Source organism: Flintibacter sp. P01028 (assembly GCF_041925235.1).
GTDB classification, from domain to species: domain Bacteria; phylum Bacillota; class Clostridia; order Oscillospirales; family Oscillospiraceae; genus Lawsonibacter; species Lawsonibacter aceti.
This window is the reverse complement of the sequence record NZ_JBHEVC010000001.1, coordinates 557,764-582,486: the sequence shown is the minus strand read 5'-3', so window position 1 is coordinate 582,486 and position 24,723 is coordinate 557,764. Positions and strand designations below refer to the sequence as shown.

Sequence of the window (24,723 nt, the reverse complement as noted above, 5' to 3'; positions counted from 1 at the left end):
AAAAATCCGGATGAAAAAAGACGGCGATTTCTTGTATCTGGGGAGGAAAAATGATATAATAATACGATTTCCGGCCTGTGCCGGGCAAACTGGAGAAAAGAGGTCGAAACGATGACGTACAAAGAGGAATTTATCACATTTATGGTGCGCTCCGGCGTGCTTACCTTTGGGGATTTTACCACGAAGTCCGGACGGAAGACCCCTTATTTCGTCAACACCGGGAACTACAAGACCGGGGCCCAGGCGGCCAAGCTGGGAGACTACTACGCCGCCTGCATTCAGGAGCATATGCCGGAGGGAATTACCTGCCTGTTCGGCCCCGCCTACAAGGGGATCCCTCTGGCGGTGTCCGCCGCGGCCTCTCTGTACCGGAACTATGACCGGGACCTGCCTTACTGCTTCAACCGCAAGGAGGCCAAGGACCACGGCGAGGGTGGTTCCATGGTGGGCTACAAGCCACAGGACGGAGATGATGTGGCCATTATTGAGGACGTGGTCACCGCTGGCACCGCCGTCCGGGAGTCTATCGCGCTGTTTAAGCATGTGGCCAAGGTCAACATGAAGGCCCTGTTCGTGTCGGTGGACCGGATGGAGCGGGGCACCCGGGACTGCTCCACCCTGGATGAGCTGCGCCAGGACTATGGTATCCAGGTTTACCCCATCGTTACCGTCCGGGAGGTCATCGCCTTCCTCCATAATAACCCTGTGGATGGCAAAGTCTATATTGACGACGAGATGAAGGCTAAAATGGAAGCCTACCTGGCGGAGTACGGGGCCAAAGCATAAACCCATAACCCCCCGTTCCCTTGGAGAGCATGGGGGGCATCAGGGGGTAACTGGTCCCCCCTGAAAATGCGGTGTGCGAAGCGCATATGTTTTTCCCGCAGGAGAAAACCCGCATTTTGAATGGAGGCGTACCTGGCAGAGTACGGAGCCAAGGGCTGAGAGAGCCTTTGATTGGAGGTGCTGGAATGAACTGTCCATACTGTGGCGGATCAATGCTGGAAGGGACGTTCCACGACAGGGGAGACAGCTATATTCTACCGGCCGGGGAGGTGCCTCCCAAGCTCTGGACCAAGGCTGTCCTGAAGAAAAAGCACGCCATTTTGCTGCCTCCGGAGTCCTTTGGCGCTGTGTGGGCACAGCGGCCAAGTGCGTTCTGGTGCGGGATATGTAAAAAAATGCTGGTAGACTATGAGGAGCTGATGTCCCAGGCTGAGGGGCAAGGTACTGAGGGAAAGGAATAGGTCCCATGGCAGAACAAGGAAAGCACCGCCATGCCGGCCACCGGCAGCGGATGAAAACAGAATTTCTGACCCGTGGGTTGGAGGGCTGGCCGGACCACAGGGTGCTGGAGCTGCTGTTGTTTTACGCCATTCCCCAGGGGGATGTGAACGCCACCGCCCACGACCTGATCGACCGCTTTGGCTCTCTGGCCGGGGTGTTGGACGCCTCGGTGGACGAGCTGACAAAGGTGCTGGGGGTGGGGGAGCACACCGCGCTTCTGCTGCGGCTTATCCCCGCTCTGGGCAGGCGCTACCAGATGGACAGGAGCGACCTGGGAAAGATTATCAACAGCATCCACCAGGCTGAGGAGCTCCTGGGTCCCTATTTTTTTGGAGCCAGAAACGAGATGGTCTATGGCCTCTTCCTGGACAGCAAGCGAAAGGCCCTGGGTGTCCGACTGGTGTCAGAGGGCAGCATCTCTGCCTGTGACATCAATATCCGGCGTATTTTGGAGGAGGCGGTGGGTCTGCGTGCCTCCAGGCTGTATCTGGCCCATAACCACATCAGCAATCTGGCCCTTCCCTCCGACGCCGACTGGCAGGCCACTGATGTCATCCGCAGCGCCCTGCTGCCCGCTGGGGTGACGCTGGAGGACCATCTGATCTTCGTGGACGGGGACGTGGTGTCCCTGATGGAGACAGAGCGCCGGCAGGGCCGTCCCATGTATCAGCTGTTATAAGTACCCGCTCCTCCCCCTGCAAAAACGGTGGGAGGAGCGAAAAACTCTTGTGTTGGAACAAATGTTCTGATATAATGAGGAGTAATCTGTATAGACTACTGGCGAGGTGAAGGGAATGCCCAAATTTGAAGTGGTTTCAGAATATACCCCCAGCGGCGACCAGCCGGAGGCCATTCAGGCTCTGGCCCGGGGGATCGAGATGGGGCTGGACGAGCAGACCCTGCTGGGAGTGACCGGCTCGGGCAAGACCTTCACCATGGCCAAGATCATCGAGAAGGTCCAGCGTCCCACCTTGGTACTGGCCCATAACAAGACTCTGGCCGCCCAACTGTGCGCCGAGTTTAAGGAATTTTTCCCCAACAACGCGGTGGAATACTTCGTGTCCTACTACGACTACTACCAGCCGGAGGCCTATATCCCCCATACGGATACCTTTATCGAAAAGGACTCCGCCATTAATGAAGAGATCGACCGTCTCCGCCTGTCCGCCACCGCCTCCCTGCTGGAGCGGCGGGACGTGATCGTGGTATCCTCGGTGTCCTGCATCTACGGCCTGGGCGAGCCGGAGGATTTTGAGAAGATGATGGTTTCCCTCCGGGTGGGCGCCCAGATGGAGCGGGACGAGATGCTGAAAAAGCTGGTGGCCATCCGCTACGAGCGCAACGACATCGCCTTTGAACGCAATATGTTCCGTGTCCGGGGAGACACGGTGGAGATCTGGCCAGCCTACTGGAAGGACACGGCCATCCGGGTGGAGTTTTTCGGGGACGAGATCGACCGCATCAGCGAGATCAATGTGGTCACCGGCACCCCCATCCGTCGGCTGACCAATATCCCTATCTGGCCTGCCACCCACTATGTCACTCCCAAGGAGAAGATGGACGCCGCTATCCAGGAGATCTACAAGGAGTTGGAGGAGCGGGTGGCTTTCTTCGAATCGGAGAACAAGCTCATTGAGGCCCAGCGCGTCAAGCAGCGCACCATGTACGACGTGGAGATGATGCAGGAGCTGGGCTACTGCTCAGGCATTGAGAATTACTCACGGGTGATTGAAGGCCGCCCCGTCGGCTCGCCTCCCCATACCCTGCTGGACTATTTCCCAAAAGACTTCGTTCTGTTTATCGACGAGAGCCATGTCACCCTGCCCCAGGTGCGGGCCATGTACAATGGGGACCGGGCCCGCAAGACCACCTTGGTGGACTACGGCTTCCGCCTGCCCTGCGCCTTTGACAACCGGCCGCTGAAATTTCCGGAGTTTGAGCAGCGGGTCAACCAGGTGGTCTATGTATCCGCTACCCCTGGGGAGTACGAGCGCACCCGCTCCGGACAGATTGTGGAGCAGGTCATCCGGCCCACCGGTCTGCTGGATCCCCGTATTGAGATCCGTCCCGTAGAGGGCCAGATCGACGACTTGATCGGCGAGATAAACCAGCGTACCGCCAGGAACGAGCGGGTGCTGGTCACCACCCTGACCAAAAGGATGGCGGAGGATCTGACCGCCTATCTCCAGGGGGCGGGGATCAAGGTGCGCTATATGCACCACGACATCGATGCCATGGAGCGCATGGAAATTATCCGGGATCTGCGCCTGGGTGCCTTCCATGTGCTGGTGGGGATCAACCTGCTGCGGGAGGGGCTGGATCTGCCTGAGGTGTCCTTAGTGGCCATTCTGGACGCGGACAAGGAGGGATTTCTCCGAAGCGAGACTTCCCTCATCCAGACCATCGGCCGGGCGGCCCGAAACGCCGAGGGCATGGTCATCATGTACGCCGACACCATCACACCCTCCATGCGCCGGGCCATGGATGAGACGGAGCGGAGGCGGGAGAAGCAGGACGCCTTCAACAAGGCCCACGGCATCGTACCCAAGACAGTCATCAAATCGGTGCGGGCTCTGCTGGATATCTCTGCCGAAGGGGAGGATACCCCGGAGAAGAAGGGCGAGGTCCAGGGCCTCACTAAACAGCAGAAGGCAGAGCGGATCGCCCGTCTGGAAAAAGAGATGCGCGAGGCTGCCAAGATGCTGGAGTTCGAGCTGGCGGCCGCCCTGCGGGACCAGATCATTGAACTGCGGGGGAAATAACCGTGAGCGCAAAATTTTCTATGGGTAGAAACTGTGTGGAGATATTCGATTTTTGGTGTAATGACCGGGAAAGTAACGATCCCTACGGCACCGAGTTCAAGGTTCGTGTGTGCTCCAATGGCGAGGACAATTACGGAGAGAGCGAGGAAGAATATGTCGGCACCGGCTCTTGGATGTGCGGGATCGAAGAGGTCAGGAACTTTGTGGGTCAACTGGATGAGATGAATCATCTCCAGGGGAAACACGCTGAGATCAAAGATGTTTCCTACGGAGGCAGGCTGTGCTTCGATCTGGACCGCATGGGCCATGTTCAGGTCAGCGGTACGCTGTTTGGTGTGTATGGGATCCAAAGCCTCAAATTTGAATTCACAGGGGATCAGACCGCCCTGGGACCCTTTTTGGACGGCCTGCGTGAATGTTTGAGGGGATGAGCCAATGGTCATGCCCAGGCGCAAACAAAACCGCCTGACCGATTGCGACTATGGCCGACCGGGGTATTATTTCATCACGATTTGCACCTGCGGAAAGAGGCATACACTTGGGACTGCCGTAGGGGCCGATGCTGGTGCGTTATTTAAAACGCTCTGTCACCGTAGCGTGGGATGAACCAGTGTGGCAGGATGATTATTACGACCACATCATCCGCAACGACCGGGACTATCGACGCATCTGGCAATACATCGACACCAATCCCGCCAAATGGCGGGAGGACCGCTACTACTGTGATATGGAGAGAGAAAATGACCGTGCTCAACCGGCTGAAATGCCTTAATTCCCTGCATTTGAAACTATTGGCGATGGCGCTGATGCTGTGTGACCATATGTGGGCCACAGTGATTCCCGGGGCCGCGTGGATGACCAGTATAGGCCGGCTGGCCTTTCCCATCTTTGCCTTCCAGATTGCGGAGGGCTTTGCCCGCACCCATCATTTCAAAGGATATCTGGGGCGGATCTTTCTGTTTGCCCTGATCTCCGAGATCCCCTTTAATCTGATGTACGGGGGGAATGTGATCTATCCCTTCCATCAGAACGTGCTGTTCACCTTCTGTCTGGCCCTGCTGATGCTGCGTCTGGCCCGGGCTGGGGCGGAAAAAGGCGGTCTCTGGCGCTATCTGACCCTTGGAGTGGCCTGCTGGCTGGGCTATGTTCTGGGCCAGCTGTCTATGGTGGACTACGGCGGTCTGGGGGTGCTGACGGTGCTGCTGTTCTGGGTGTGCCGGGAGCTGCCCTTTGGCTGGCTGGCGGAGCTGGCTGGGCTGTGGATCATCAACGGCGTGCTGATGGGCGGGATGCAGTTTCCAATCTCTCTGGGAGGACTGGAGTTCTCCTTCCCGCAGCAGGGGCTGGCCGTGCTGGCCTTGCTCCCTATTTGGATGTATAACGGGCGGCGAGGGCCCGGCGGGCGGGGATTCCAATATTTCTGCTATGCCTTTTATCCCGTCCATATTTTGATCCTGGCTGTGCTGTGGATCTACATACTGTAAGAGAAATGAGGCGATCCCGTGGCAAAGCAGAAGGATGAAAAAACCAATGTGATGCGGATCTTGGACCAAAAAGAGATCCCCTATACCCCCCACACCTATCCCCACGAAGAGGGGGAGGCGGTGGACGGGGTGACGGTGGCCGGGATCATGGGCCAGGACCCGGAGTGTGTGTTCAAAACGCTGGTGGCCCGGGGGGCGTCCGGTGCCTTGTATGTCTTTGACATCCCGGTGGCCGACAGCCTGGACCTGAAAAAAGCGGCCAAGGCGGTAGGGGAAAAGTCCGTCGCCATGCTCCACCAGAAGGAGCTGCTCCCCCTGACAGGCTATGTCCACGGGGGCTGCTCGCCCATCGGCATGAAGAAGCAGTACCCCACGGTGTTCCATGAGACAGCGGAGATTCTGGATACCATTATCGTGTCCGCCGGTAAAATCGGCTGTCAGGTGGAGCTTTCACCCACAGACCTGATTGGGCTGGTTGGGGCGGAGACCGCCGATCTGACTGTTTGAAAAGGAGAAGACTATGTCTACCAGCCCCGAATTTGTTACCTATCTCTGCGAACAGCTGGAGGGAACGGGGGAAGTCCGCTCCCGCAAGATGTTCGGAGAGTATATGGTGTATCTCAACGACAGGCCTGTGCTGCTGGTGTGCGACGACACCCCCTTTGTCAAGATGCTCCCCTGTGTGGAAGGGCTGCTGGGAGACCGCCCCTCCGCCGCCCCCTATGAGGGGGCCAAGCCCCACTATGTCCTGGACCCGGACGACGGGGAAACCCTGCGCCGGGCGGCGGAGCTGGTGTCCCCAAACAGTCAACCGCCCAGGAAACGGAGGAAGCAGACATGAGAGAGCAAGCAGACAGGGAAAAATTCCAATACCTCCCCACCGCTGAAAACGGGTTTCTCCTGCTGGGAAAATCGGAGGAGGGGGGCTGGACGGTGCTGGAGGAGTCCGGGCCGAGCCCGGCTCCTGAGCCGGAGCCAGAGGAGCCGGCGGGAATTTATCCCTGCCCCTGCTGCGGATTTCTTACCTTCCCCGTGCCCAAAGAGGAGGCCCTGGCCTATATCTGTCCGGTGTGCTTCTGGGAGAACGACCTGTTTGATCCCGGCGAGGACGACCCCAGCGATGAGAACCGCGGCATGACCCTGCGCCAGGGCCGGGAAAACTACCGGAAATGGGGGGCGGTGCGGGAGGACCTGGTCCGCTTCGCCCGGGAGCCCCGACCGGAGGAAATGAGACTGGATCCTTCGACTCCCTGGGATGCGGCATTTCCCCGGAACATTCAGCCCAACATGGATGAAATCGCCCGCTGGGTAGGCAGTCCACTGTTTTTCCGGCTCCAGAGCTGGATGGAGAACACTTACGGGGTGAAGCCCGCCATCGAGTTCAGCGGGTGTTCCATGGATCGTGGCTGGAACGTGAAGTATAAAAAGGGATCCGGGGCCCTGTGCGCCTGCTACATCCGGGCGGGCTGGTTTACCGCCCTGGTGACGGTGGGGGCAAAGCAGATGGAGGAACTGAACGCCCTGCTGCCCACCTTTTCCCCGGCCTTTCAAACCGTGTTTGAGAATACCCCGCTGTTCAACGGCGGCAAGTGGCTGGTGCTGGATGTGAAGCGGGAGGAGCAGCTGGAGGATGTCCGACGGCTGGTCCTGCTGAAGGCCGGACCGCCCAAAGGGAAACAATAAGGAGAACCAGATCATGCATACTCATATTACCGTCAAAGGCGCACGGGTGAACAACCTGAAGAATATCGACGTGTCCATCCCAAGGGACAAGCTGGTGGTGCTCACCGGCCTGTCCGGGTCGGGTAAATCCTCCCTGGCTTTTGACACCATCTACGCCGAAGGGCAGCGCCGCTATGTAGAGTCCCTATCCTCCTATGCCCGGATGTTTCTGGGCCAGATGGAGAAGCCGGATGTGGACTACATCGACGGCCTGTCCCCGGCTATTTCCATCGACCAAAAGACCACAAGCAAGAATCCCCGCTCCACCGTGGGGACGGTGACCGAGATCTACGACTACCTCCGGCTGCTGTGGGCCAGGGTGGGCACGCCTCACTGCCCCATCTGCGGCAAGGAGATCCGTCAGCAGACCATAGACCAGATTATCGACCAGGTGCTGGCCCTGCCGGAGGCCACCCGTATCCAGGTCATGGCTCCTGTGATCCGGGGAAAGAAGGGGGAGCACGCCAAAGTTTTTGAGGACGCCCGAAAGTCGGGCTATGTCCGCTGCCGGGCGGATGGCATCACCTATGACCTGTCCGAGGAGATCAAGCTGGAGAAAAACAAGAAGCACGATATTGAAATCGTGGTGGACCGGCTGGTCATTCGGGAGGATATCACACGCCGGCTTACCGACAGCGTGGAGATCGCCTCCAACCTGGCGGGGGGCCTGGTGGTCATCAACGTGGTGGGGGAAGACCGGGATATCCTGTTCTCCCAGAACTACGCCTGTGAGGACTGCGGCATATCCATTGAGGAGCTCACCCCCCGGATGTTCTCCTTCAACAATCCCTTTGGGGCCTGTCCCACCTGTATGGGCCTGGGCTCCCAAATGAAGATCGACCCGGACCTCATCATGCCAAACAAGAATCTATCCATCGTCGAGGGGGGGATCACCGCCTCTGGCTGGAACAACATCAAGTCGGACGGAATCTCCCGGATGTACTTTGACGCATTGGCCAAGAAATATAAGTTCAAGCTGAACACCCCCATCAAGGACCTGCCGAAGGAGGTGCTGGACGTTATCCTCTACGGCACGGGCGGGGAAAAGCTGACCCTCCACTATGACCAGCCCAGGGGCCAGGGCACCCTGTACCAGCCCTTTGAGGGCATCGTCACCAATCTGGAGCGCCGCTATCGGGAGACCCAGTCCGACGGTATGAAGCGGGAGCTGGAGGAGTGTATGTCCCAGTGCCCCTGCCCTACCTGCCAGGGGCGCAGGCTGAAAAAGGAGTCCCTGGCCGTCACCGTGGGAGGGCTGGATATCGACAGCTACTGCCACAAGAGCGTCAGCGACGCCCTGAACTTCATGGAGCGGCTGGAGCTGAATCCCACCCAGACCATGATCGCCGCCCAGATCGTCAAGGAAATCAAAAGCCGGCTGGGCTTTCTACGCTCCGTGGGCTTGCAGTACCTGACCCTCAGCCGGGAGGCGGGGACCCTGTCCGGCGGCGAGAGCCAGCGGATCCGGCTGGCTACCCAGATCGGTTCCTCTCTCATGGGGGTGCTGTATATCCTGGACGAGCCCTCCATCGGTCTGCACCAGCGGGACAACGACAAGCTGCTTGCCACCCTGAAGGAGCTGCGGGATCTGGGCAACACCCTGCTGGTGGTGGAGCACGACGAGGACACCATGCGGGAGGCGGACTATATCATCGACGTGGGTCCCGGCGCAGGAGTTCATGGCGGCCAGATCGTGGCCGCCGGCACCCCGGAGGAGGTCATGAACACCCCCGGCTCTATCACCGGGGACTACCTGTCCGGCCGCAAAAAAATCCCCGTTCCCACCCAGCGCCGGAGAGGGAATGGGAAGTATTTGAAGATATTTGGGGCCAGGGAGAACAACCTGCGGGGCGTGGATGTGGAGTTTCCCCTGGGTACCTTTACCTGTGTTACCGGGGTATCCGGATCGGGCAAATCCTCCCTGGTCAACGAGATCCTGTTTAAGAAGCTGGGAGCTGATTTGAACCGGACCAAGACCAGAGCTGGGAAGCACGACCGCATCGAGGGGGAGGAGTTTCTGGACAAGGTCATCAACATCGACCAGTCCCCCATTGGCCGCACGCCCCGCTCCAACCCCGCCACCTATACCGGCCTGTTCAACGATATCCGGGACCTGTTTGCCTCCACCCCCGACGCCAAAAGCCGGGGCTATGGCCCTGGACGCTTCTCCTTCAACACCAGGGGCGGCCGGTGCGAGGCCTGTACCGGCGACGGGCTCATCAAGATCGAGATGCACTTTTTGCCCGATATCTATGTCCCCTGCGAGGTGTGCAAGGGCAGGCGGTACAACCGGGAGACGCTGGAGGTGCGCTACAAGGGCAAGAACATCTACGAGGTGCTGGAGATGACGGTGGATGAGGCCCTGCCCTTCTTTGAAAATCTGCCCCGCATCTATAACCGCCTGAAAACCCTGGAGGAAGTGGGGCTGGGCTATGTGAAGCTGGGCCAGCCCTCCACCGAGCTGTCCGGCGGCGAGGCCCAGCGGGTCAAGCTGGCTACTGAGTTGTCCAAGCGATCCACAGGCAAGACCATCTATATCCTGGACGAGCCTACAACGGGCCTCCACTCCGCCGACGTCCACAAGCTGATCGAGGTCCTCCAGCGGCTGGTGGAGGGGGGGAACACGGTGGTGGTCATCGAGCACAACCTGGATGTCATTAAGACAGCCGACCACATCATCGACCTGGGCCCCGAAGGGGGCGACGGCGGCGGGACCATTGTGTGTACCGGCACGCCGGAGGAGGTGGCGGCCTGTCCGGCCAGCTATACCGGGCAGTATCTGAAAAAGCTGCTGAGATAACGCCGCCGCCAGAGCCCCCAAAATTCGGAGCCGAAGGCGGAGAATTTCCGGAGGCGGAATTCATTTCCGCCGAGGATTTTAATGATAAGGGCCCCCATCCCGGCCCGCCGGGATGGGAGCGGGCGACGGCGGGGGGACCATTGTGTGTACCGGCACGCCGGAGGAAGTGGCGGCCTGTCCGGTCAGCTATACCGGGCAGTATCTGAAAAAGCTGCTGAGATAACGCCGCCGCCAGAGCCCCCAAAAATTCGGAGCCGAAGGCGGAGAATTTCCGGAGGCGGAATTTACTTCCGCCGAGGATTTTAATGATAAGGGCCCCCATCCCGGCCCGCCGGGATGGGAGCGGGCGACGGCGGGGGGACCATCGTCCGCGCTGGCACGCCGGAGAAGGCGGCGGCCTGCTAGTGGGCCCCTCCGGCCGTCGGGGGGATGGTCTCAAGGTCCCCGGCCAGGGCCATCCCCGTTTTGAGACCGAGGCGAAAGCCCTGCACGGCAAAAAAAGTGGTCACCGCTTCCAGAGATTCCCGTTGGAGGGGGCCCAGTTCGTTTTCCAACAGATCAAACCACATGGTTTCCCCATCATCCTTGGGTTGGCTTTCAATGTAGGACTTGATATAATGGGCGTACATCCATTTCATGAGATCTGACATATAAACACCTGCTGACAACTTTTAAAGTTGCCTTTATTATACACAACATTTAATGTTATGTCAAGGGGTTACGAGAGAAATGAAGATTATTTTGCCCGGTATTGCGGAGCGGCTGCAGCCATTACGTCAGGAACAAAATAAAACCCAGCAAGAGATGGCCAACATGCTGGAGTGTACAGTACAACACTATCAACGAATCGAGTATGGCAAAGTGAACCTCCCATCCACGACTTTAATCTTTCTGGCCGACTATTTTGGCGTCACCACCGACTATCTATTGGGACGTACAGAGGAAAGGAAATAAGACAAATGACTTTTGAACGGATTACCTCCCCGGACCATCCGGCCTTTGACCGCGCCTTTGCCCTGTATACAATCAGTTTTCCTCTCCACGAACAGCGTACACGAGAGAAGCAGGAGCGAGTGTTGTCCCATCCGGAATATCACTTCGATGTTATCTGGGAGGGAGAAACCTTTGTGGGGATTCTTCTGCACTGGGAGGAGGAGGGCTTTTCCTATGTGGAGCACTTTGCTACCGATCCGGCTCTCCGGGGCCAGGGGCTGGGAGCCAGGGCTCTGGAGCTGTTGAACAGCAGGGGCAAAAGCGTGGTGCTGGAGATCGATCCGCCGGTGGACGAACTCTCCATCCGCCGAAAGGGCTTTTATCAGCGGGCTGGCTTCTGGGAGAATCCCTTTCTCCATGTCCATCCGCCCTACCGCCCCCAATTCAAAGGTCATCCCCTGACGGTGATGACCTATCCCACCCCCTGGGACAGGGGGACATATGAGACGTTTTGGGTCTGCCTGCGGGACACCGTGATGGCGGACTGTAAAACGGACGAACAATGAGGTGTTCCATGGATATTTTCCAGTTCTTGACCGACACCACTGGGGGCAAATGCCTGTTCACCATGCTGGTGTCTATGGTCCCCATCATCGAGCTGCGGGGCGGCCTGCCCTTCGGGGTGGCTCTCGGCCTGCCCTATTACCTGGCGTTCCCGGCGGCGGTCCTGGGCAACCTTATCCCCGCCCCCTTTATCATCGTCTACATCCGCCGGATCTTTGAGCTAATGCGCAGGTATATGCCAAGGCTTAACGGCCTGGTGGACAAGCTGGAAAAGAAGGCCCACCTGAAGGGGCAGAAGGTCCAGAAATACCAGTATCTGGGACTGTGGATCTTTGTGGCCATCCCCCTGCCCGGTACCGGGGCCTGGACCGGCTCTCTGGCGGCCGCCTTTTTGGGGATGCGGTTGAGGAAAGCCCTGCCCGCTGTGGTCATGGGCGTGCTGACCGCCGGGTGTATCATGCTGGCTCTGACCCATGTAGGGATCAACCTATTCTCCGGCACCATGTAGCGGACGGCAGAGAAGGGTCGGGGGGAAACACCAGCGGCCCGCCTTCCGCATAGGATGGCCCGGAGGTGTTGCTCTGTGGAGATGATATGGGATACCCTGCTGGCGGCTGTATGTGTGTTGGGACTGGCCTTTGTGGCCTGGTGGCTCTTTGGCCGCCTGTTTCGTCCTATGCCGGGTCAGGGAGTGCGGGTGCTCATCCCCGGCCGGGGGGAGGGGGAGGACCTGGAGCAGACCCTGCGGGCTTTTATGTGGCTCCGGGGACTGGGACTGCTGGACTGCCCCATTATCATCGCTGACCTTGGCCTGACCCCCAAGGGCTGGGAGCTGGCCCTGCGGCTGACGGCCCGCTGGCCTGGGGTAGTGCTGTGGCCAGCCTCTGACCTGCCGGACTACATAGCGAGGAGCTGAACCAGGGGGCGGCCGGAGGCCGCCCCTATCCAATATCAGGAGATGCAAAGGAGGGAAACGACGCCATGGAACAGCGGGAATTAGAGCTGGTCGAGGGCACCGTTTCCGTGGTCATCTACCAGAACGAGGACAACGGCTACACCATCCTGAAGCTGGATGTACGGGATGAGGAGGTCACCGTAGTTGGCACCATGCCCGGTGTGGCCCCCGGAGAATACCTATCTGTCCGGGGCCGCTGGACCCGCCACCCTACCTATGGGGTGCAGCTCAAGGCCCAGGTAGTGGAGCGCCGACTGCCACAGGGATTGAAGGAGATCTTCCATTACCTGTCCTCCGGGGCTGTGAAGGGTATCGGAAAGGCCACCGCCCGGCTGGTCATCGAGGAGTTCGGGGAGGAGGCCCTGACAGTCATCGAGGACGACCCGGCCCAGCTCACGAAAATAAGGGGCATCTCACCCAGGCGGGCCCGCCAGATCGGAGAGGCATTCCGCCAGCAGATGGGCACCCGCCGGCTGGTGGAGTTTTTGACCGAGCATCAGCTCCCTCTGGAGCTGGCCGCCCTCCTTCACCGGGCCTACGGCGACGTGGCGCTGGAGGTGGTGCGGGCCAACCCCTATCTGCTGGTCAATGAGGAATTCCGGGTGGAATTCTCCCAGGCGGACGGCCTGGCTCTGGCCCTGGGGGTGGGCCATGAGGACCCCTTGCGTCTGGAGGCCGGGCTCCTCTTTGAGATGGCCCACAATAACCTGAACAACGGGCACACCTTCCTGCCCCGGCGCAAGCTGGTGGAGGCCACGGGCGTACTGCTGGAGGTGCCCTGCCAGATGCTGGAGGACTGCCTGACCACCCTGCTGGACCGGGGAGAGGCGGAGCTGGAGCGTATCGCCGGACAGGAAGCGGTCTATCTTCCAGCCCTCCACGACGCGGAAGCCTTTATCGCCCAGCGTTTGGGGGAGATGAGCGCCAGCCGGCTCCTTCCGCCCGATGGGCTGGACAGGCTCATCGACCGCATCCAGCGGGAGCAGCGCATCACATACGCCCCCCAGCAGCGCCAAGCTGTGGAGCTGGCCGCGGAGCGGCAGGTCATGCTTTTGACCGGCGGGCCGGGTACGGGAAAGACCACCTGCCTGCGGGGCGTACTAGACCTGTTTGACAGAATGGGCTTAGAGACCGCCCTGGCGGCCCCTACGGGACGGGCGGCCAAGCGGCTGGGTGAGCTGTGCGGAACAGAGGCGTCTACCATCCACAGGTTGCTGGAGACGGGCTTTGACCCCCACTCCGGCCGGCTGGTCTTTGCCAAAAACTCCTACGCACCCCTCCAGGCAGACGCTGTCATCGTGGATGAGACCTCGATGGTAGACGTGCCGCTGATGGCCGCCCTGCTGGATGCCCTTGAGGGGGACTGCCGCCTGGTGCTGGTGGGCGATCCAGACCAGCTGCCTTCGGTGGGGCCTGGCAACCTGTTTGCCGATCTCATCCGAAGCAAGGTGGTGCCCACTGTCCGGCTGACGGAGATCTTCCGCCAGGCCGCTCAGAGCGCCATTGTCCGCAACGCGCATCTGGTCAACAGAGGAGAACTGCCTGACTTGCGGGCCAACGACAGCGACTTCTTTTTCCTGTCCCGTCGGGACCCCCAGAGCGTGTTGGACACTATCGTAGATCTCTGCCGCCGCCGTCTGCCCGAGCGGATGGGGATTCCCGCCGACCAGATCCAGGTCCTGTCGCCCACCCGGCGGCGGGGCACAGGGACCCGGGCGCTGAACCAGGTGCTGCAGCAGGCCCTGAACCCGCCCCGGGAGGACAAGGGGGAGCGCAGGTTCGGTGACTGGGTATTCCGCGCCGGGGACAAGGTGATGCAGGTGCGGAACAACTACGATATCCTCTGGCGGGAGGAGGGGGGCACCTCATCAGGCATGGGGATGTTCAACGGGGACATCGGGGTGATCCGCTCCATTCAGGGGGAGATCATCACCGTGGACTTTGACGGCAAGGTGGTAGAGTACACTCCAGATATGCTGGGAGAGCTGGAGCCCGCCTTTGCTGTGACAGTACACAAGGCCCAGGGCAGCGAGTACAGGGCGGTCATCCTGGCTGCGCTGGAGGGGGCACCTATGCTCATGACCCGGGGCGTGCTGTATACCGCGATTACCCGCGCCAGGGAGCTGTTTATCATTGTAGGGGACCAGGGGACAGTGGCCCAGATGGTGGCCAATGACCGCCAGACCCGGCGGTACTCTGGCCTAAGGGCCCGGTTGGCGGAAGGGAGCTGGACAAGGAATGAATAAAGCGGCGGCGCTCTTTCAAGGCTGGCCGGAAACCATGGTGTGGTCCTGCCTCCAGGGCTGTATGGGACAGGTGCTGGTGGAAGGCGGGGAAGAGCCCGCCTCCGCGGCGGCCCTGATCGGGGATTTCGCCTTTTTCGCCGGCCGCCCGGACAGGGCGCTTGCCCAGAAAGCGGAAGCGTCTATCCTGGTCCCCGGAGACCAGGGATGGGCCTGTCTGCTGGAGGAGGTCTGGGGGGCGAAGATTATACCCTGGACCCGGTACGCCACGGAGAAGGATCCAAGCTCCTTTTGCCGGGCCAAGCTGGAGGGCTATGCCGGTCCGCCGACGGGATTTGAACTGCGGCCGATGGACGGCGCTCTCTATACACAGGCCATGAAAGAGGATTGGAGCAGGGATCTGTGCGCCCTATTTGAGGACGGACTGGATTACGAGGCACGGGGGATAGGGGTGGCCGTCCTGTGCGGAGGGGAACTGGTAGCGGGAGCCTCCTCCTACGCCGTATACCGGGACGGGATTGAAATTGAGATCGATACCCGGCCGGACCAGCGGGGAAAAGGACTGGCCACCGCCTGTGGGGCGCGGCTCATTTTGGACTGTTTGGACCGGGGGCTATATCCCAGCTGGGACGCCCATGACAAGCGATCCGCCCATCTGGCCCAAAAACTGGGCTATCGTCTGGCCGGGGCCTACCGGGCCTATTTAAACATGGAAAGGCCGGCTCCGGGCCTTCCTGTTCCGTGAGAGCCCGAAGCTGGCCAATCAGCAGCGGTATTTACCCCAGGATGCCCAGATGCTCAAGGAGTATTTTGATTCCCATGAGCATAAGGATCAGCCCCCCCGCCAGTTCCGCCTTACCGCGGAAGCGGGCGCCAAAGAGAGCGCCTACCTGGACCCCCGCAGCGGACAGAAGAAAGGTGGTCAGACCGATGAAGGTGATGGCGGGCAGGATATCCACCTGAAGAAAGGCGAAAGTGACCCCCACCGCCAGCGCGTCGATGCTGGTCGCCAGCGCCAGAGGGAGCATGGAGCGGAAGGAGAAGGAGCAGTCTACGTCCTCGCTCTCTTCACGGGACTCCCGCACCATGTTGATACCGATGATGGACAAAAGGAGAAAGGCGATCCAGTGGTCCACTGTGGAGATGAAGGCCTGGAACTGGATGCCGAGCAGCCAGCCAAGCAGCGGCATCATGGCCTGAAAGCCTCCGAAATAGAGACCGCAGGTGAGATTATGGACCGGGCGAAGATGATCTGCTGACAGACCTTTGCACACCGAAACGGCAAAGGCGTCCATAGACAGGCCTACGGCGAGAATGAACAGCTCGAATAAACTCATATTGACCTCCTACCCTGATAGACCGGCACAGGCCGAGCATAGAAAAAAAGACCTGCCTGTTGCGGAACAGGCAAGTCTCATCGTTTCAGGTCCGGCCAGAAGGGCAATATCCCCATCAGTATGTTGACCGGGCCACGCTCATGCGCCGACTACTCCCTTACTTGGAATCTAACCATAGCATGACCGGCCGTCCCTTGTCAACCTATTTTTTGGACTTCCTTTCCATGACTGAAAAAAATGAAGAAAAAGTGTTGACAGATGGAAGCAGCTGTGGTAATATAACCCTTGCGCTGAACAGTACAGCGCCAACTGAATCGGATGCGCGAGTGGTGGAATTGGTAGACTCGCTGGCTTCAGGTGCCAGTGCTCGCAAGGGCGTGCGGGTTCGACTCCCGCCTCGCGCACCACGTCGGAGCAAACGTCATATCGTTTGCTCCGACTTTTTTTATGAAAAGTCAGAGCGCACCCATTTTATTGCTCCTCCTTTCCAAATCACAACCGCTGCGCTGGGCTGCGATTTGGTGTCGCCGCTTTGCGGCGTTTTTTTGATTTTGCAGAAATATCGGCTTTAACTGTCCTTTTCGTTTTGGCCTCGTCAGTTTCTGCTCGGTTCCACCCTTGGGAATAAAATTACGCAGGCTGATAGAGCTGCCCTGTCTCCCTCAGGAGGGCCGCCCTGTATGCAACTGCGCTCTGAAATAGGACAAACCGGCGACGCCCTATGGTGTCATGGTCTACCGCGGTCACATAGACTGTGATGGGGCAACCCCCAGAAGGGAGTAATACAACAATGGGTATTACCAATTCCAATAAGGTGATCAATATGGAGCGCATCGACTGTGATGGGTCCCTGAAGGTCACTCTGGCGCTTACCGCCGCGCCTGATATCGTCACCAATCCCACCGACATCGCTCTGGTGCTGGACCGATCCGGTAGCATGACCGGCGAGCCGCTGGCCAGCATGAAAACTGGTGCCAAGACGTTTATCGATATCATCTCCGAGTCCACCGGGGGCCAGGCGTCGGGAGAGATTGGCTCCGGCAGCCGCATCGGCATCGTCAGTTTTTCCAGCACAGCCGTGCAGGACACCCAGCTGATCACCTCTGTGGCAACACTGAAGAACGCCGTAGACGCTCTGTCGGCCGGCGGCAGCACCAACCACGCCGACGCCTTTACGAAGGCCATCTCGCTATTTGATCCCAGTTCCAGCAACGCCAAGGTCATTGTCATGTTCACCGATGGCAATACCACGGCTGGAGCTCCTCCTGCTCCTGTGGCCGCCGCGGCCCGTGCGCAGGGCATCATCATCTACTGCATTGGCCTGGTCGGGTCGGACGGAGTAGATGTGGAAGTGCTGAACGACTGGGCCAGCGACCCGGCTGCGACCCATGTAGCCGTCACACCTGACACAGCGGACCTGGAGGAGCTCTTTGCGGAGCTAGCCGCCAATATTTCGAAGACAGGAGCCACCAATATTGTGATCAACGAGAAGGTGACGGATGACTTTGTGGTCACCAGTATCCTGAATCCAACGGTGGGCAGCGCCACCATGCTCAATTCCACCTCTCTGCGCTGGACCATCCCCGAATTGGGTGTTTCCGCTCCTGAGAGCGCCACACTGGAATTCTATGTCCGCCATGTGGGGCAGAATCCCGGCACCAAGTTGGTCAATGAATCTATCACCTACTCCGATACCGAGGGGAATGTAGTGGATTTCCCAGAGCCCGCTGTGGCCGTGGAATGTGATGTAGTGGTCAATCCGGAGGAATGTCCTCTCCCGGTAGATTTGACGATCCAGAGCTGTTCGGATGCCGTAGTAGTAGATACGGGGGATGTCTATCTGGAGTCTATGGGAACGATTCTGCAGATGGATGTGACGGTGAAAAACGTTTGCCCCCAAAAGCGGGTCGCTTTGGCCGTTATCCTTACCGAGGTAGATGAGAACGGTACGGAGTATCAGCGGGGGACGAAGGCTGTGACCATCCCGGCCCACAGTTACCCCTCCTGCCGGGATGTACTGGTTAAGTGCATCAAGTTTGTGGTTCCCAAGGACCTGGATGTGTCCGGCGGATCGACCCAGACGATGTGCAGCCCGCGTCAGTTTAAAGCCCGCTTTATTGCCCACAATATCGACAGCGACTACCGCTGCTGTGAGTCCGTTTTGACTCTATAAAACGGATGCCAGCCCAGCAGACCACCGCCAGACAGCGGTGGTACATAGGGAGCTATCTAAATAAATGCAGTCGATCCGCTTGAGAAACAAGCGGATTTTCGGTTTTTAGGCCGTCATTTGCCCTTCCGTCTAAAAAGAAGAGGTACGCATACGGCGTACCTCTTCTTTCACTTATAGGACAGCCCCGTGGAGTCAAGGCTTACATGAGCCACAGGGACTGTAGCCGCGCTGGATCAGCTCCTCCCGGCCGCCGGAATATTCCTGGTAGTTGCCGGGACTTATCTGATTCACACTGCCGCAGGACGGGAGATGGAACTTAATGGAATTGGTATTGAGGACATAACGTCCTGTCTCTCCCTGGGAGGGGGCAGGAGGATCCTCCTCGGAGCGCCAGCTCTCGCCGGTGGCGTAGTCGATGGTCACTCCAGGCTGGACGTTGTAGCAGAAGACACAGAAGGAGAGGCCTGCCCCCTCGTCCTCTACGGAGAAAGCCTCCATCAGGACACCGTCAGCCACCAGATTGTCCCCCTGGAAGATGGGAGTGACCCGGTAGAGCACATGGCAGCCCGTGTCATCCACATAGTCGTCCACCATATCCTCAAAGGGGAGCATCCCCTCCACATTCATATAGCGGGTGCCGGTAATCAGATTTTCCTCATTGGCGTTTTCCCCGGCCAGCTGAAAGCCGATGAGATGGCACCGGTTGTATAGATACTTCCCATCCACCAGGTCGTCATAACGGACCGTGTGCCAGCCGGAGGGCTTTACCATCCCAATCTCTCCCCGCTCCTCTGTTGGCATGATGTCAAGGCAGACATTGGCCCAGGCGGCGCCGCAGCGGCCCAGGGAGTCCAACGGGCTGTATCTCTCAAAGGGCTCGGTGGTCAGATCATCGGGGGAGAAGTAGGGAAGGCCGCCGTTTACCTCCGCATAGGCCTGTCCGGAGTAGGACGGGATATCGGAGGGAGAGAAGCCGTCGCCCGTTAGGACCGGGGCAGGCGCTCCGCAGGAGGCCAAGGAGAGCAGCAGGAGCAGGCCGGTGAGCCATCGGGAAAGCGTTTTACCAGTTATCATGGTGATATCCTCTCTATCTATAACAGAAAGGGCACAGACATCCGTCTGTGCCCTTCTCTTCGGTGGAACCGCTTACTGGACGAACTTGGCGGCAAAGCCCAGAGCGGCCTCGTAGCCCTCGGCCGCGCTCTCCTCCCAGGCGGTCTGGTCTTCAGTGCGCAGGCTGTTGTCAGCGGTCTGCTGCCAGACAGGGTCCTTCTGGGCCACAAAATAGAGGATCTGATAGCCTTCCGCCTCCGTATCCTGGATCACGGTGGTGTCACCAGGCTGGCGAGCGGGATCCAAGGCCCAGTTGGTGTAGACCGCGTCAGAAGTGAGGGCGGTCAGATTGGTCATCAGGCCGCCTCCTGTGGCGGACACAGGGTCCTTGCTGTTGGAAGCAGCCAGGTCAGCGAAGCTGTCCTCAGTGGCGTCGCCGCTCTGCCACTGGGCCAACAGGTCCTCGGCAGAGGACTTGGCCTCGTCGTCGGAGTCGGCAGTCACCAGAATGTTGCGGATGTCAGCGGCAGCTCCATCGTTGCGCTGGCGGTCCTCAAAGCGGACCACATAATAGTAATAGCTGGATCCGCCGTCATACTCGGCCAGAGTCACGTCGCCGGCCTTGCGGGCACTATCAAAGGCCCAATCGGTATAAGAGGAGTTGACGCTGGAGCCGGTTTGGACGCGGGAAACAGCGTCGGAATAGAGGTCCTCGCTGTACTGAGCAGCCAGATCAGCAGGCTCCTCGCCAGCCTCCATCTTAGCCAGGATCTCCTCGGCCTTGGCCTTGACCTCGGCCTTAGCCTCCTCCAGAGCGGCGGCCTGCTCCTCCTCGGTCATCTCAATGGTGTCGCCGTTCTCGTCCGTGGTGTTGACGCTGGCACGGAGCGCCAGCTGGCTGGTGGTAAAGGTGTCCAGAGCGTCCTTGTTCTCCTGGTAGTAGGACTCATAATCGGCCTGGGAATAGGTGTAGGCGGCTTTGTTGGTGCTGGCATAGTCGGACACCAGGGCTTCCCGCTCCAGAAGCTCCAGCAGGTGGTCATAGGTCATATAGGGCCCGTAGTTGCTGCGAATCATCTCGTTGCGGGTGTTGTACTGCCCCACCCAGGCGTTGTTCAGGGTGGTGACCGTCTCGTCCAGGGCAGCCTGACCGTCCTCACTTATGGCATAGCCCTCGGCCACGGCCTTGTCGTAGAGGGCGGTGATGGTGGTCAGATAGTCCACCGCCCCGTCCAGCAGATGGTCATACCAAGTGTCGCCGGTTTCCTGGTCATAGACCTGGTCCTTGGGGTCCTTGGTATAATCAAAACCGGTCTGCAGGCCATACATGGCGTATTGCAGGGTGTTCTGATACATGACATTATAGTAGTACTGCAGGTCGGCCGCGGAATACTTGGTGTCTTGGATGGTGACGGCGGTCATGGACCGCTGGATCAGTCCGCTGTTCAAGACCAAGGTCACAGCGATAGCCGCCACACAGATGACGCCGACCACAGCGTACAGGATGGAGCTGCGGCGGTCAGCCTTCTGTTTGCGCTGGCGCTCCTGGACCCGCTCGTCCGGCCCCTGGCTGGTCTGACCCTGGCGGGTCTTCTTTTCTCTGGATGCACTCACAGTTGTTTCAGTCCTCTCGTTGTGTTCAATGGGAGCCGGCCCAGAGGCGGCCCCACGCCCCTGGCAAGGCAGGGACGACCTGAACTATTATACAGGAAAGCGGCCTGCCTTTCAAGTGTCAGACGGGGAAAAGTAAGGGTTTTACACTTTATTCACGTTTTTTAGGACGAAAAGAGGCCGCGGTCATAAGACCGCGGCCCAGTTCCAAGCGTTCTATATACCCCGCTCTGGCCGTGTGAGCCCGTTTAAAACCTGCACGAATGGCAGGTGGGTCGCCTCCACACCGCTTTGCCGCTTCCAACTTCCAATCCACCTCAAAGGGGGACCGGGAGGCCTGCGACCCACGGTGTGAGGGGGCATCCCGTTTAAAAAATGTGGGTTTAAAAGAGCCCATCACGCACCGAGCAGGAAAGATCGCTTATTCCTCGTCCTCTTCCTCAAAAAAACGCTCCATAAACAGGTTATAGACCGTATCCAGTTCCTCGTCAGAGTCTGGGGTGGACAACAGTTCCTCGCCATTTTCCACGATGGCCTTCATGATGACCAGCCCGTACTCCTCATCATCGGCATCCACATCGACTGGCTCTCCGGTCTCCTCGTCCTCTGCCACGGCGGGGAACATGGCATAGTAAGTGACACCATTGTGCTCTAGGGTATCGACTAATTCCAGTTCGAACTCGTTGCCCTCTTCGTCGGTGACGGAGATGAAATCTGGGCCGAACTCTTCACTCATAGCAAGCTACCTCCAGCTCTTTCTTCTTCTCTATTTTAACCCGGTGAGAGGAAAAATGCAAGGGCTGGAGGATGTAAAATTTCGCCTGGGTAAAAAGCTGGGGACGGGACACAGCGAGAACGGCCCGTCCCATGGGGAGTGCTCCGGAAAGGGCTTATCCGGGATTATGGGTGGACAAATGGAAAGAATATGCTATAATGGTATCTGTATCATGCCGTTTTTGCCCTTTGGGGAAGCGCGGTGTTGAGCAGTAGTTATCCACCAAGACCATCGGAGCGCGGGGGACAGCCCGCCCCGGTTGGAGGTAGCAACGTGTCTGATCAAAACAACAATAACTCTCTATACGAAAACAGTGAATACCCCTCCCGCCAGCGCCGGACAGCCGACCAGCATCCCCGCCGACGGCCCAGAAAGAAGCGAGGGAGCACGGGCAAAACCATCCTAAAGGTGCTGGGCACCCTATTCCTGGTAGGCCTGTGCACTGGCGCTGTGCTGTGCTGCTTTGGTGCCTACTATGTCCAGACGGTCATTCTACCCGAGGTAGAGGTGAGCATGGACGACTTCCAACTGGGTGAGAATAGCGTCATGTACTACCAGGACAAAGAGACGGGCCGGTATGTGGAGATGACCACCCTGCTCAGTAGTACCAGCTCCGTTTGGGTGGACCTGGAGGAGATGCCGAAATATCTGCCCCAGGCCGCTGTAGCCATTGAGGATCAGCGGTTTTACACCCACCCGGGGGTGGACTGGAAGCGGACGGCCAAAGCTGTTCTGGATATGTTCCTGGGCAACGACATCTCCGGCGGCTCTACCATCACCCAGCAACTCATCAAAAACATGACAGACTATAACGAGACTACGGTGAAGCGGAAGGTCACCGAGATATTCCGTGCCATCCGCTTTACCCAGAACAACAGCAAGGATGACACCCTGGAGATGTATTTGAATATCATCCCCTTGGGTGCAGGCTGTGAGGGGGTAGGCTCCGCCTCGCTGAAGTACTTTGGCAAGCCGGTGAGCGAGCTGACACTGGCTGAGTGCGCCAGCCTGGTGGGCATCACCAACAACCCCTCTAAGTACGGCCCCTATTCCTTCGCCAAGTCTAAAACCAGCACCGGTGAGGTGTGGGATGCCCGGCAGTGGAACAAGTACCGCCAGGAGGTCATCTTGGGAGAGATGCTCAAGCAGGGCATGATCTCCCAGGAGGAGCACGACGAGGCCGTGGCCCAGGAGCTGGTCTTTGTCCGGGCCGAGGGCGAGGAGGCGGAGACCGAGATCTACAACTGGTACGAGGAGACAGTCATCTCCGATGTTCGGGCGGACCTGAAGGAAAAATATGGCTTTTCTGACTCCCGGCTGGATCAGATCATGGCCCGCGGCGGTCTGCGGATCTACACCTGTATGGACCCTGAGATTCAGGCCATTGCTGAGGCGGTGTATGAGGACCGGGCCAATCTGAATTATACCTCTAAGAGCGGCCAGCAGATGCAGTCCTCCATCACCATCATCGACAATGAGACCGGGGACGTGGCGGCTATTGTGGGCCGCTTTGGGGAGAAGACAGAGAACCGGGGCATGAACTACGCCAACGCCGCCAAGCGGCAGCCCGGCTCCTCCATCAAGCCTCTGACGGTCTACGCCCCTGCGCTGGAGATGGGTAAGTTGTCCCCAATCTCCGTGCTGGACGACTATCCCTATGACACAAGAACAGGCTCCGCCTGGCCCCTGAACTCCGGCGGGAACCGCTACCGGGGCCTGACCACCCTGAAGGACGGCCTGATGCGGTCAGCCAACACTATCGCGGTCCGGGTGGTGGCCGACTATGTTACCCCTCAGGAGAGCTTTTCCTTCGGCAAGGACAAGTTCAAACTGGATCTGGTGGACGCGGTCCAGTCTGGGGACCAGATCATGAGCGATATCGATATCTCCCCCATGGCCATGGGCGGCCTGACCGCCGGCGTGTCCAGCCGAACGATGGCCCAGGCTTACGCCACCTTCCCCAGCGCCGGGGTTTACACCTATTCCAGGACCTATACCCGGGTGACCCAGCTGGTGGACGGGGAGGAAGTGGTCCTGCTGGAGAATGAGCCAGAGAAGGAGCAGGTGCTGAAGGAGAGCACCGCCTATTATATGAACACCATGCTCCAGCGGGTCATCAGCGGAAGTGGGGCCGGCGGCGACGGCCACACGGGCGGTGAGGCGGCTCTGTCCGGAATGCGGGCGGCCGGCAAGACCGGTACCACCTCCGACAACTTTGACCGGTGGTTCGTGGGCTATACCCCCTACTATACCGCCGCCGTCTGGACCGGCTATGAGCAGAATGAGAAGATGAAGACCGGAAGCGCCAACCCGGCGGCCGTGCTGTGGAAAAAGGTGATGAGCCAGGTCCACGAGGGGCTGGAGAACAAGAAGTTCCCTGAGGTTTCCGGGCTGAAGCAGGTCACCTACTGCCTGGACAGCGGACTGCTGGCTGGTGAATACTGCGCCCTGGACCCAAGGGGCAGCCGGGTGGCTACCGATTATATTTTCCCGGAAGATTATCCCGATGGCCGGACCTGTACCGTCCACACCGCTGAGAGCGTGGTCAAGGTGTGTGTGGACAGCCCAATCCTCAACGAGGATGGCACGGAGACCGGCCTGTACCACATCGCTGGTCCCTACTGCCCCGAGGAGAGCCTGCGGGAGGTCTGCTACCCCAACTACGAGCGTGAGAAGGTGGGCTCCGCCGTAGCCCAGGATGAGATGTACCGCTTCGACGTGGTGGAGGCCCAGGGGACCTGTACTGTCCACACCGAGGCCCCGGTGGTGCAGCCTGATCCCAGTGATCCCAACTTTCCATGGGACCCAAGCCAGCCGGTGGACCCCAATGATCCGGGGTCTGGGAACCAGACTGACCCCAGTGGATCAGGGAGCGGATCGGGTTCCGACAGTCCTCCGCCCTCCCAGGATATCCCCCAAGACCAGTGGCCATGAATCGGAACGGCTCAGACGCCGCGGAGAGACACTCCGCGGCGTCTGTCTGTCTGGACTCTGTCAAAAATGACGGAGATGGCCGAGAATAGT

24 protein-coding genes, 1 tRNA gene and 1 other RNA gene are annotated in these 24,723 nt (G+C 59.2%); 20 read left to right on the top strand and 6 right to left on the bottom strand.

The window, feature by feature from the left end:
• The first annotated feature begins 111 nt into the window (after nt 1–111).
• From pyrE to uvrA, 11 genes are all read left to right on the top strand, one after another.
• The gene (gene pyrE, locus ACEVJK_RS02825; RefSeq protein WP_374739922.1) at nt 112–786 is read left to right on the top strand and encodes an orotate phosphoribosyltransferase; all 675 of its coding nucleotides are present in this window, start codon (nt 112–114) and stop codon (nt 784–786) included.
• A gap of 185 nt (nt 787–971) precedes the next feature.
• Nucleotides 972–1,247 carry a PF20097 family protein gene (locus tag ACEVJK_RS02820; protein WP_374739921.1) on the top strand — a complete coding sequence of 92 codons (276 nt, stop codon included), beginning with the start codon at nt 972–974 and terminating at the stop codon, nt 1,245–1,247.
• Between the two features lie 5 nt (nt 1,248–1,252).
• A complete protein-coding gene (locus ACEVJK_RS02815) occupies nt 1,253–1,966 on the top strand; it encodes a RadC family protein (protein ID WP_374739920.1) in 714 nt (237 codons plus the stop codon).
• 115 nt (nt 1,967–2,081) lie between these two features.
• On the top strand, nt 2,082–4,049 hold the full coding sequence (gene uvrB / locus ACEVJK_RS02810) for an excinuclease ABC subunit UvrB (protein WP_374739919.1): 1,968 nt from the start codon (nt 2,082–2,084) through the stop codon (nt 4,047–4,049).
• A 2-nt stretch (nt 4,050–4,051) separates the two neighbouring features.
• A complete protein-coding gene (locus tag ACEVJK_RS02805; protein ID WP_262670441.1) occupies nt 4,052–4,480 on the top strand; it encodes a hypothetical protein in 429 nt (142 codons plus the stop codon).
• A gap of 134 nt (nt 4,481–4,614) precedes the next feature.
• Complete coding sequence (locus ACEVJK_RS02800; RefSeq protein WP_240286912.1) at nt 4,615–4,821, top strand: hypothetical protein; 207 nt, start codon at nt 4,615–4,617, stop codon at nt 4,819–4,821.
• A complete protein-coding gene (locus ACEVJK_RS02795; protein ID WP_374739918.1) occupies nt 4,790–5,533 on the top strand; it encodes a TraX family protein in 744 nt (247 codons plus the stop codon). Before ACEVJK_RS02800 ends, ACEVJK_RS02795 begins: the two co-directional genes overlap by 32 nt.
• Nucleotides 5,534–5,551: 18 nt before the next feature.
• Complete coding sequence (gene ybaK, locus ACEVJK_RS02790) at nt 5,552–6,040, top strand: Cys-tRNA(Pro) deacylase (RefSeq protein WP_240286917.1); 489 nt, start codon at nt 5,552–5,554, stop codon at nt 6,038–6,040.
• Nucleotides 6,041–6,053: 13 nt separating this feature from the next.
• Nucleotides 6,054–6,374: a TfoX/Sxy family protein gene (locus ACEVJK_RS02785; RefSeq protein ID WP_147570888.1), complete on the top strand. Its 321-nt coding sequence runs from the start codon at nt 6,054–6,056 to the stop codon at nt 6,372–6,374.
• Entirely contained in the window at nt 6,371–7,216 is an 846-nt protein-coding gene (locus ACEVJK_RS02780; protein ID WP_147570887.1) for a DUF3788 family protein, read from the top strand. The genes ACEVJK_RS02785 and ACEVJK_RS02780 overlap by 4 nt, the downstream gene beginning before the upstream one ends.
• 13 nt (nt 7,217–7,229) lie before the next feature.
• Nucleotides 7,230–10,055 carry an excinuclease ABC subunit UvrA gene (gene uvrA / locus ACEVJK_RS02775; protein WP_147570886.1) on the top strand — a complete coding sequence of 942 codons (2,826 nt, stop codon included), beginning with the start codon at nt 7,230–7,232 and terminating at the stop codon, nt 10,053–10,055.
• Between the two features lie 401 nt (nt 10,056–10,456).
• Here the strand turns inward: uvrA and ACEVJK_RS02770 are convergent, their stop codons facing one another.
• Nucleotides 10,457–10,705, bottom strand: coding sequence for a hypothetical protein (locus ACEVJK_RS02770; protein ID WP_374739917.1), 249 nt, complete (start codon nt 10,703–10,705; stop codon nt 10,457–10,459).
• A 79-nt stretch (nt 10,706–10,784) separates the two neighbouring features.
• Between ACEVJK_RS02770 and ACEVJK_RS02765 the strand changes: the two genes are divergently transcribed.
• The 6 genes from ACEVJK_RS02765 to ACEVJK_RS02740 all read left to right on the top strand — a co-directional run bounded on the left by ACEVJK_RS02765 (nt 10,785) and on the right by ACEVJK_RS02740 (nt 15,495).
• The gene (locus ACEVJK_RS02765; protein WP_147570884.1) at nt 10,785–11,009 is read left to right on the top strand and encodes a helix-turn-helix domain-containing protein; all 225 of its coding nucleotides are present in this window, start codon (nt 10,785–10,787) and stop codon (nt 11,007–11,009) included.
• Nucleotides 11,010–11,014: 5 nt separating this feature from the next.
• The gene (locus tag ACEVJK_RS02760) at nt 11,015–11,554 is read left to right on the top strand and encodes a GNAT family N-acetyltransferase (protein WP_147570883.1); all 540 of its coding nucleotides are present in this window, start codon (nt 11,015–11,017) and stop codon (nt 11,552–11,554) included.
• 8 nt (nt 11,555–11,562) lie between these two features.
• Entirely contained in the window at nt 11,563–12,060 is a 498-nt protein-coding gene (locus ACEVJK_RS02755) for a small multi-drug export protein (RefSeq protein WP_147570882.1), read from the top strand.
• 75 nt (nt 12,061–12,135) lie between these two features.
• The gene (locus ACEVJK_RS02750; protein WP_147570881.1) at nt 12,136–12,468 is read left to right on the top strand and encodes a hypothetical protein; all 333 of its coding nucleotides are present in this window, start codon (nt 12,136–12,138) and stop codon (nt 12,466–12,468) included.
• A 65-nt stretch (nt 12,469–12,533) separates the two neighbouring features.
• Nucleotides 12,534–14,753 (top strand): ATP-dependent RecD-like DNA helicase, encoded by a 2,220-nt coding sequence (locus ACEVJK_RS02745; protein WP_374739916.1) that lies wholly within the window; start codon nt 12,534–12,536, stop codon nt 14,751–14,753.
• Nucleotides 14,746–15,495, top strand: coding sequence for a GNAT family N-acetyltransferase (locus ACEVJK_RS02740; protein ID WP_186853319.1), 750 nt, complete (start codon nt 14,746–14,748; stop codon nt 15,493–15,495). The genes ACEVJK_RS02745 and ACEVJK_RS02740 overlap by 8 nt, the downstream gene beginning before the upstream one ends.
• Nucleotides 15,496–15,526: 31 nt before the next feature.
• On the opposite strand, the gene ACEVJK_RS02735 is transcribed toward ACEVJK_RS02740, so the two are convergent.
• Nucleotides 15,527–16,087 (bottom strand): manganese efflux pump MntP family protein, encoded by a 561-nt coding sequence (locus ACEVJK_RS02735; protein ID WP_374739915.1) that lies wholly within the window; start codon nt 16,085–16,087, stop codon nt 15,527–15,529.
• Between the two features lie 320 nt (nt 16,088–16,407).
• Here ACEVJK_RS02735 and ACEVJK_RS02730 point away from each other — a divergent pair.
• Together ACEVJK_RS02730 and ACEVJK_RS02725 are read left to right on the top strand one after the other, a co-directional pair.
• A tRNA-Leu gene (locus ACEVJK_RS02730) sits at nt 16,408–16,494 on the top strand.
• Between the two features lie 383 nt (nt 16,495–16,877).
• Entirely contained in the window at nt 16,878–18,260 is a 1,383-nt protein-coding gene (locus tag ACEVJK_RS02725; RefSeq protein WP_374739914.1) for a VWA domain-containing protein, read from the top strand.
• A gap of 192 nt (nt 18,261–18,452) precedes the next feature.
• Here the strand turns inward: ACEVJK_RS02725 and ACEVJK_RS02720 are convergent, their stop codons facing one another.
• The 4 genes from ACEVJK_RS02720 to ACEVJK_RS02705 all read right to left on the bottom strand — a co-directional run bounded on the left by ACEVJK_RS02720 (nt 18,453) and on the right by ACEVJK_RS02705 (nt 21,660).
• Nucleotides 18,453–19,334: a DNA/RNA non-specific endonuclease gene (locus ACEVJK_RS02720; RefSeq protein WP_374739913.1), complete on the bottom strand. Its 882-nt coding sequence runs from the start codon at nt 19,332–19,334 to the stop codon at nt 18,453–18,455.
• Between the two features lie 72 nt (nt 19,335–19,406).
• The gene (locus ACEVJK_RS02715) at nt 19,407–20,927 is read right to left on the bottom strand and encodes a peptidylprolyl isomerase (protein ID WP_262669346.1); all 1,521 of its coding nucleotides are present in this window, start codon (nt 20,925–20,927) and stop codon (nt 19,407–19,409) included.
• Between the two features lie 215 nt (nt 20,928–21,142).
• A non-coding RNA gene (gene ssrS / locus ACEVJK_RS02710) (6S RNA) lies at nt 21,143–21,341 on the bottom strand.
• Nucleotides 21,342–21,345: 4 nt separating this feature from the next.
• Nucleotides 21,346–21,660: a DUF1292 domain-containing protein gene (locus ACEVJK_RS02705; protein ID WP_240286927.1), complete on the bottom strand. Its 315-nt coding sequence runs from the start codon at nt 21,658–21,660 to the stop codon at nt 21,346–21,348.
• A 312-nt stretch (nt 21,661–21,972) separates the two neighbouring features.
• On the opposite strand from ACEVJK_RS02705, the gene ACEVJK_RS02700 reads away from it, so the two are divergent.
• Nucleotides 21,973–24,633 (top strand): transglycosylase domain-containing protein, encoded by a 2,661-nt coding sequence (locus ACEVJK_RS02700; RefSeq protein ID WP_374739912.1) that lies wholly within the window; start codon nt 21,973–21,975, stop codon nt 24,631–24,633.
• Nucleotides 24,634–24,723 lie beyond the last annotated feature (90 nt).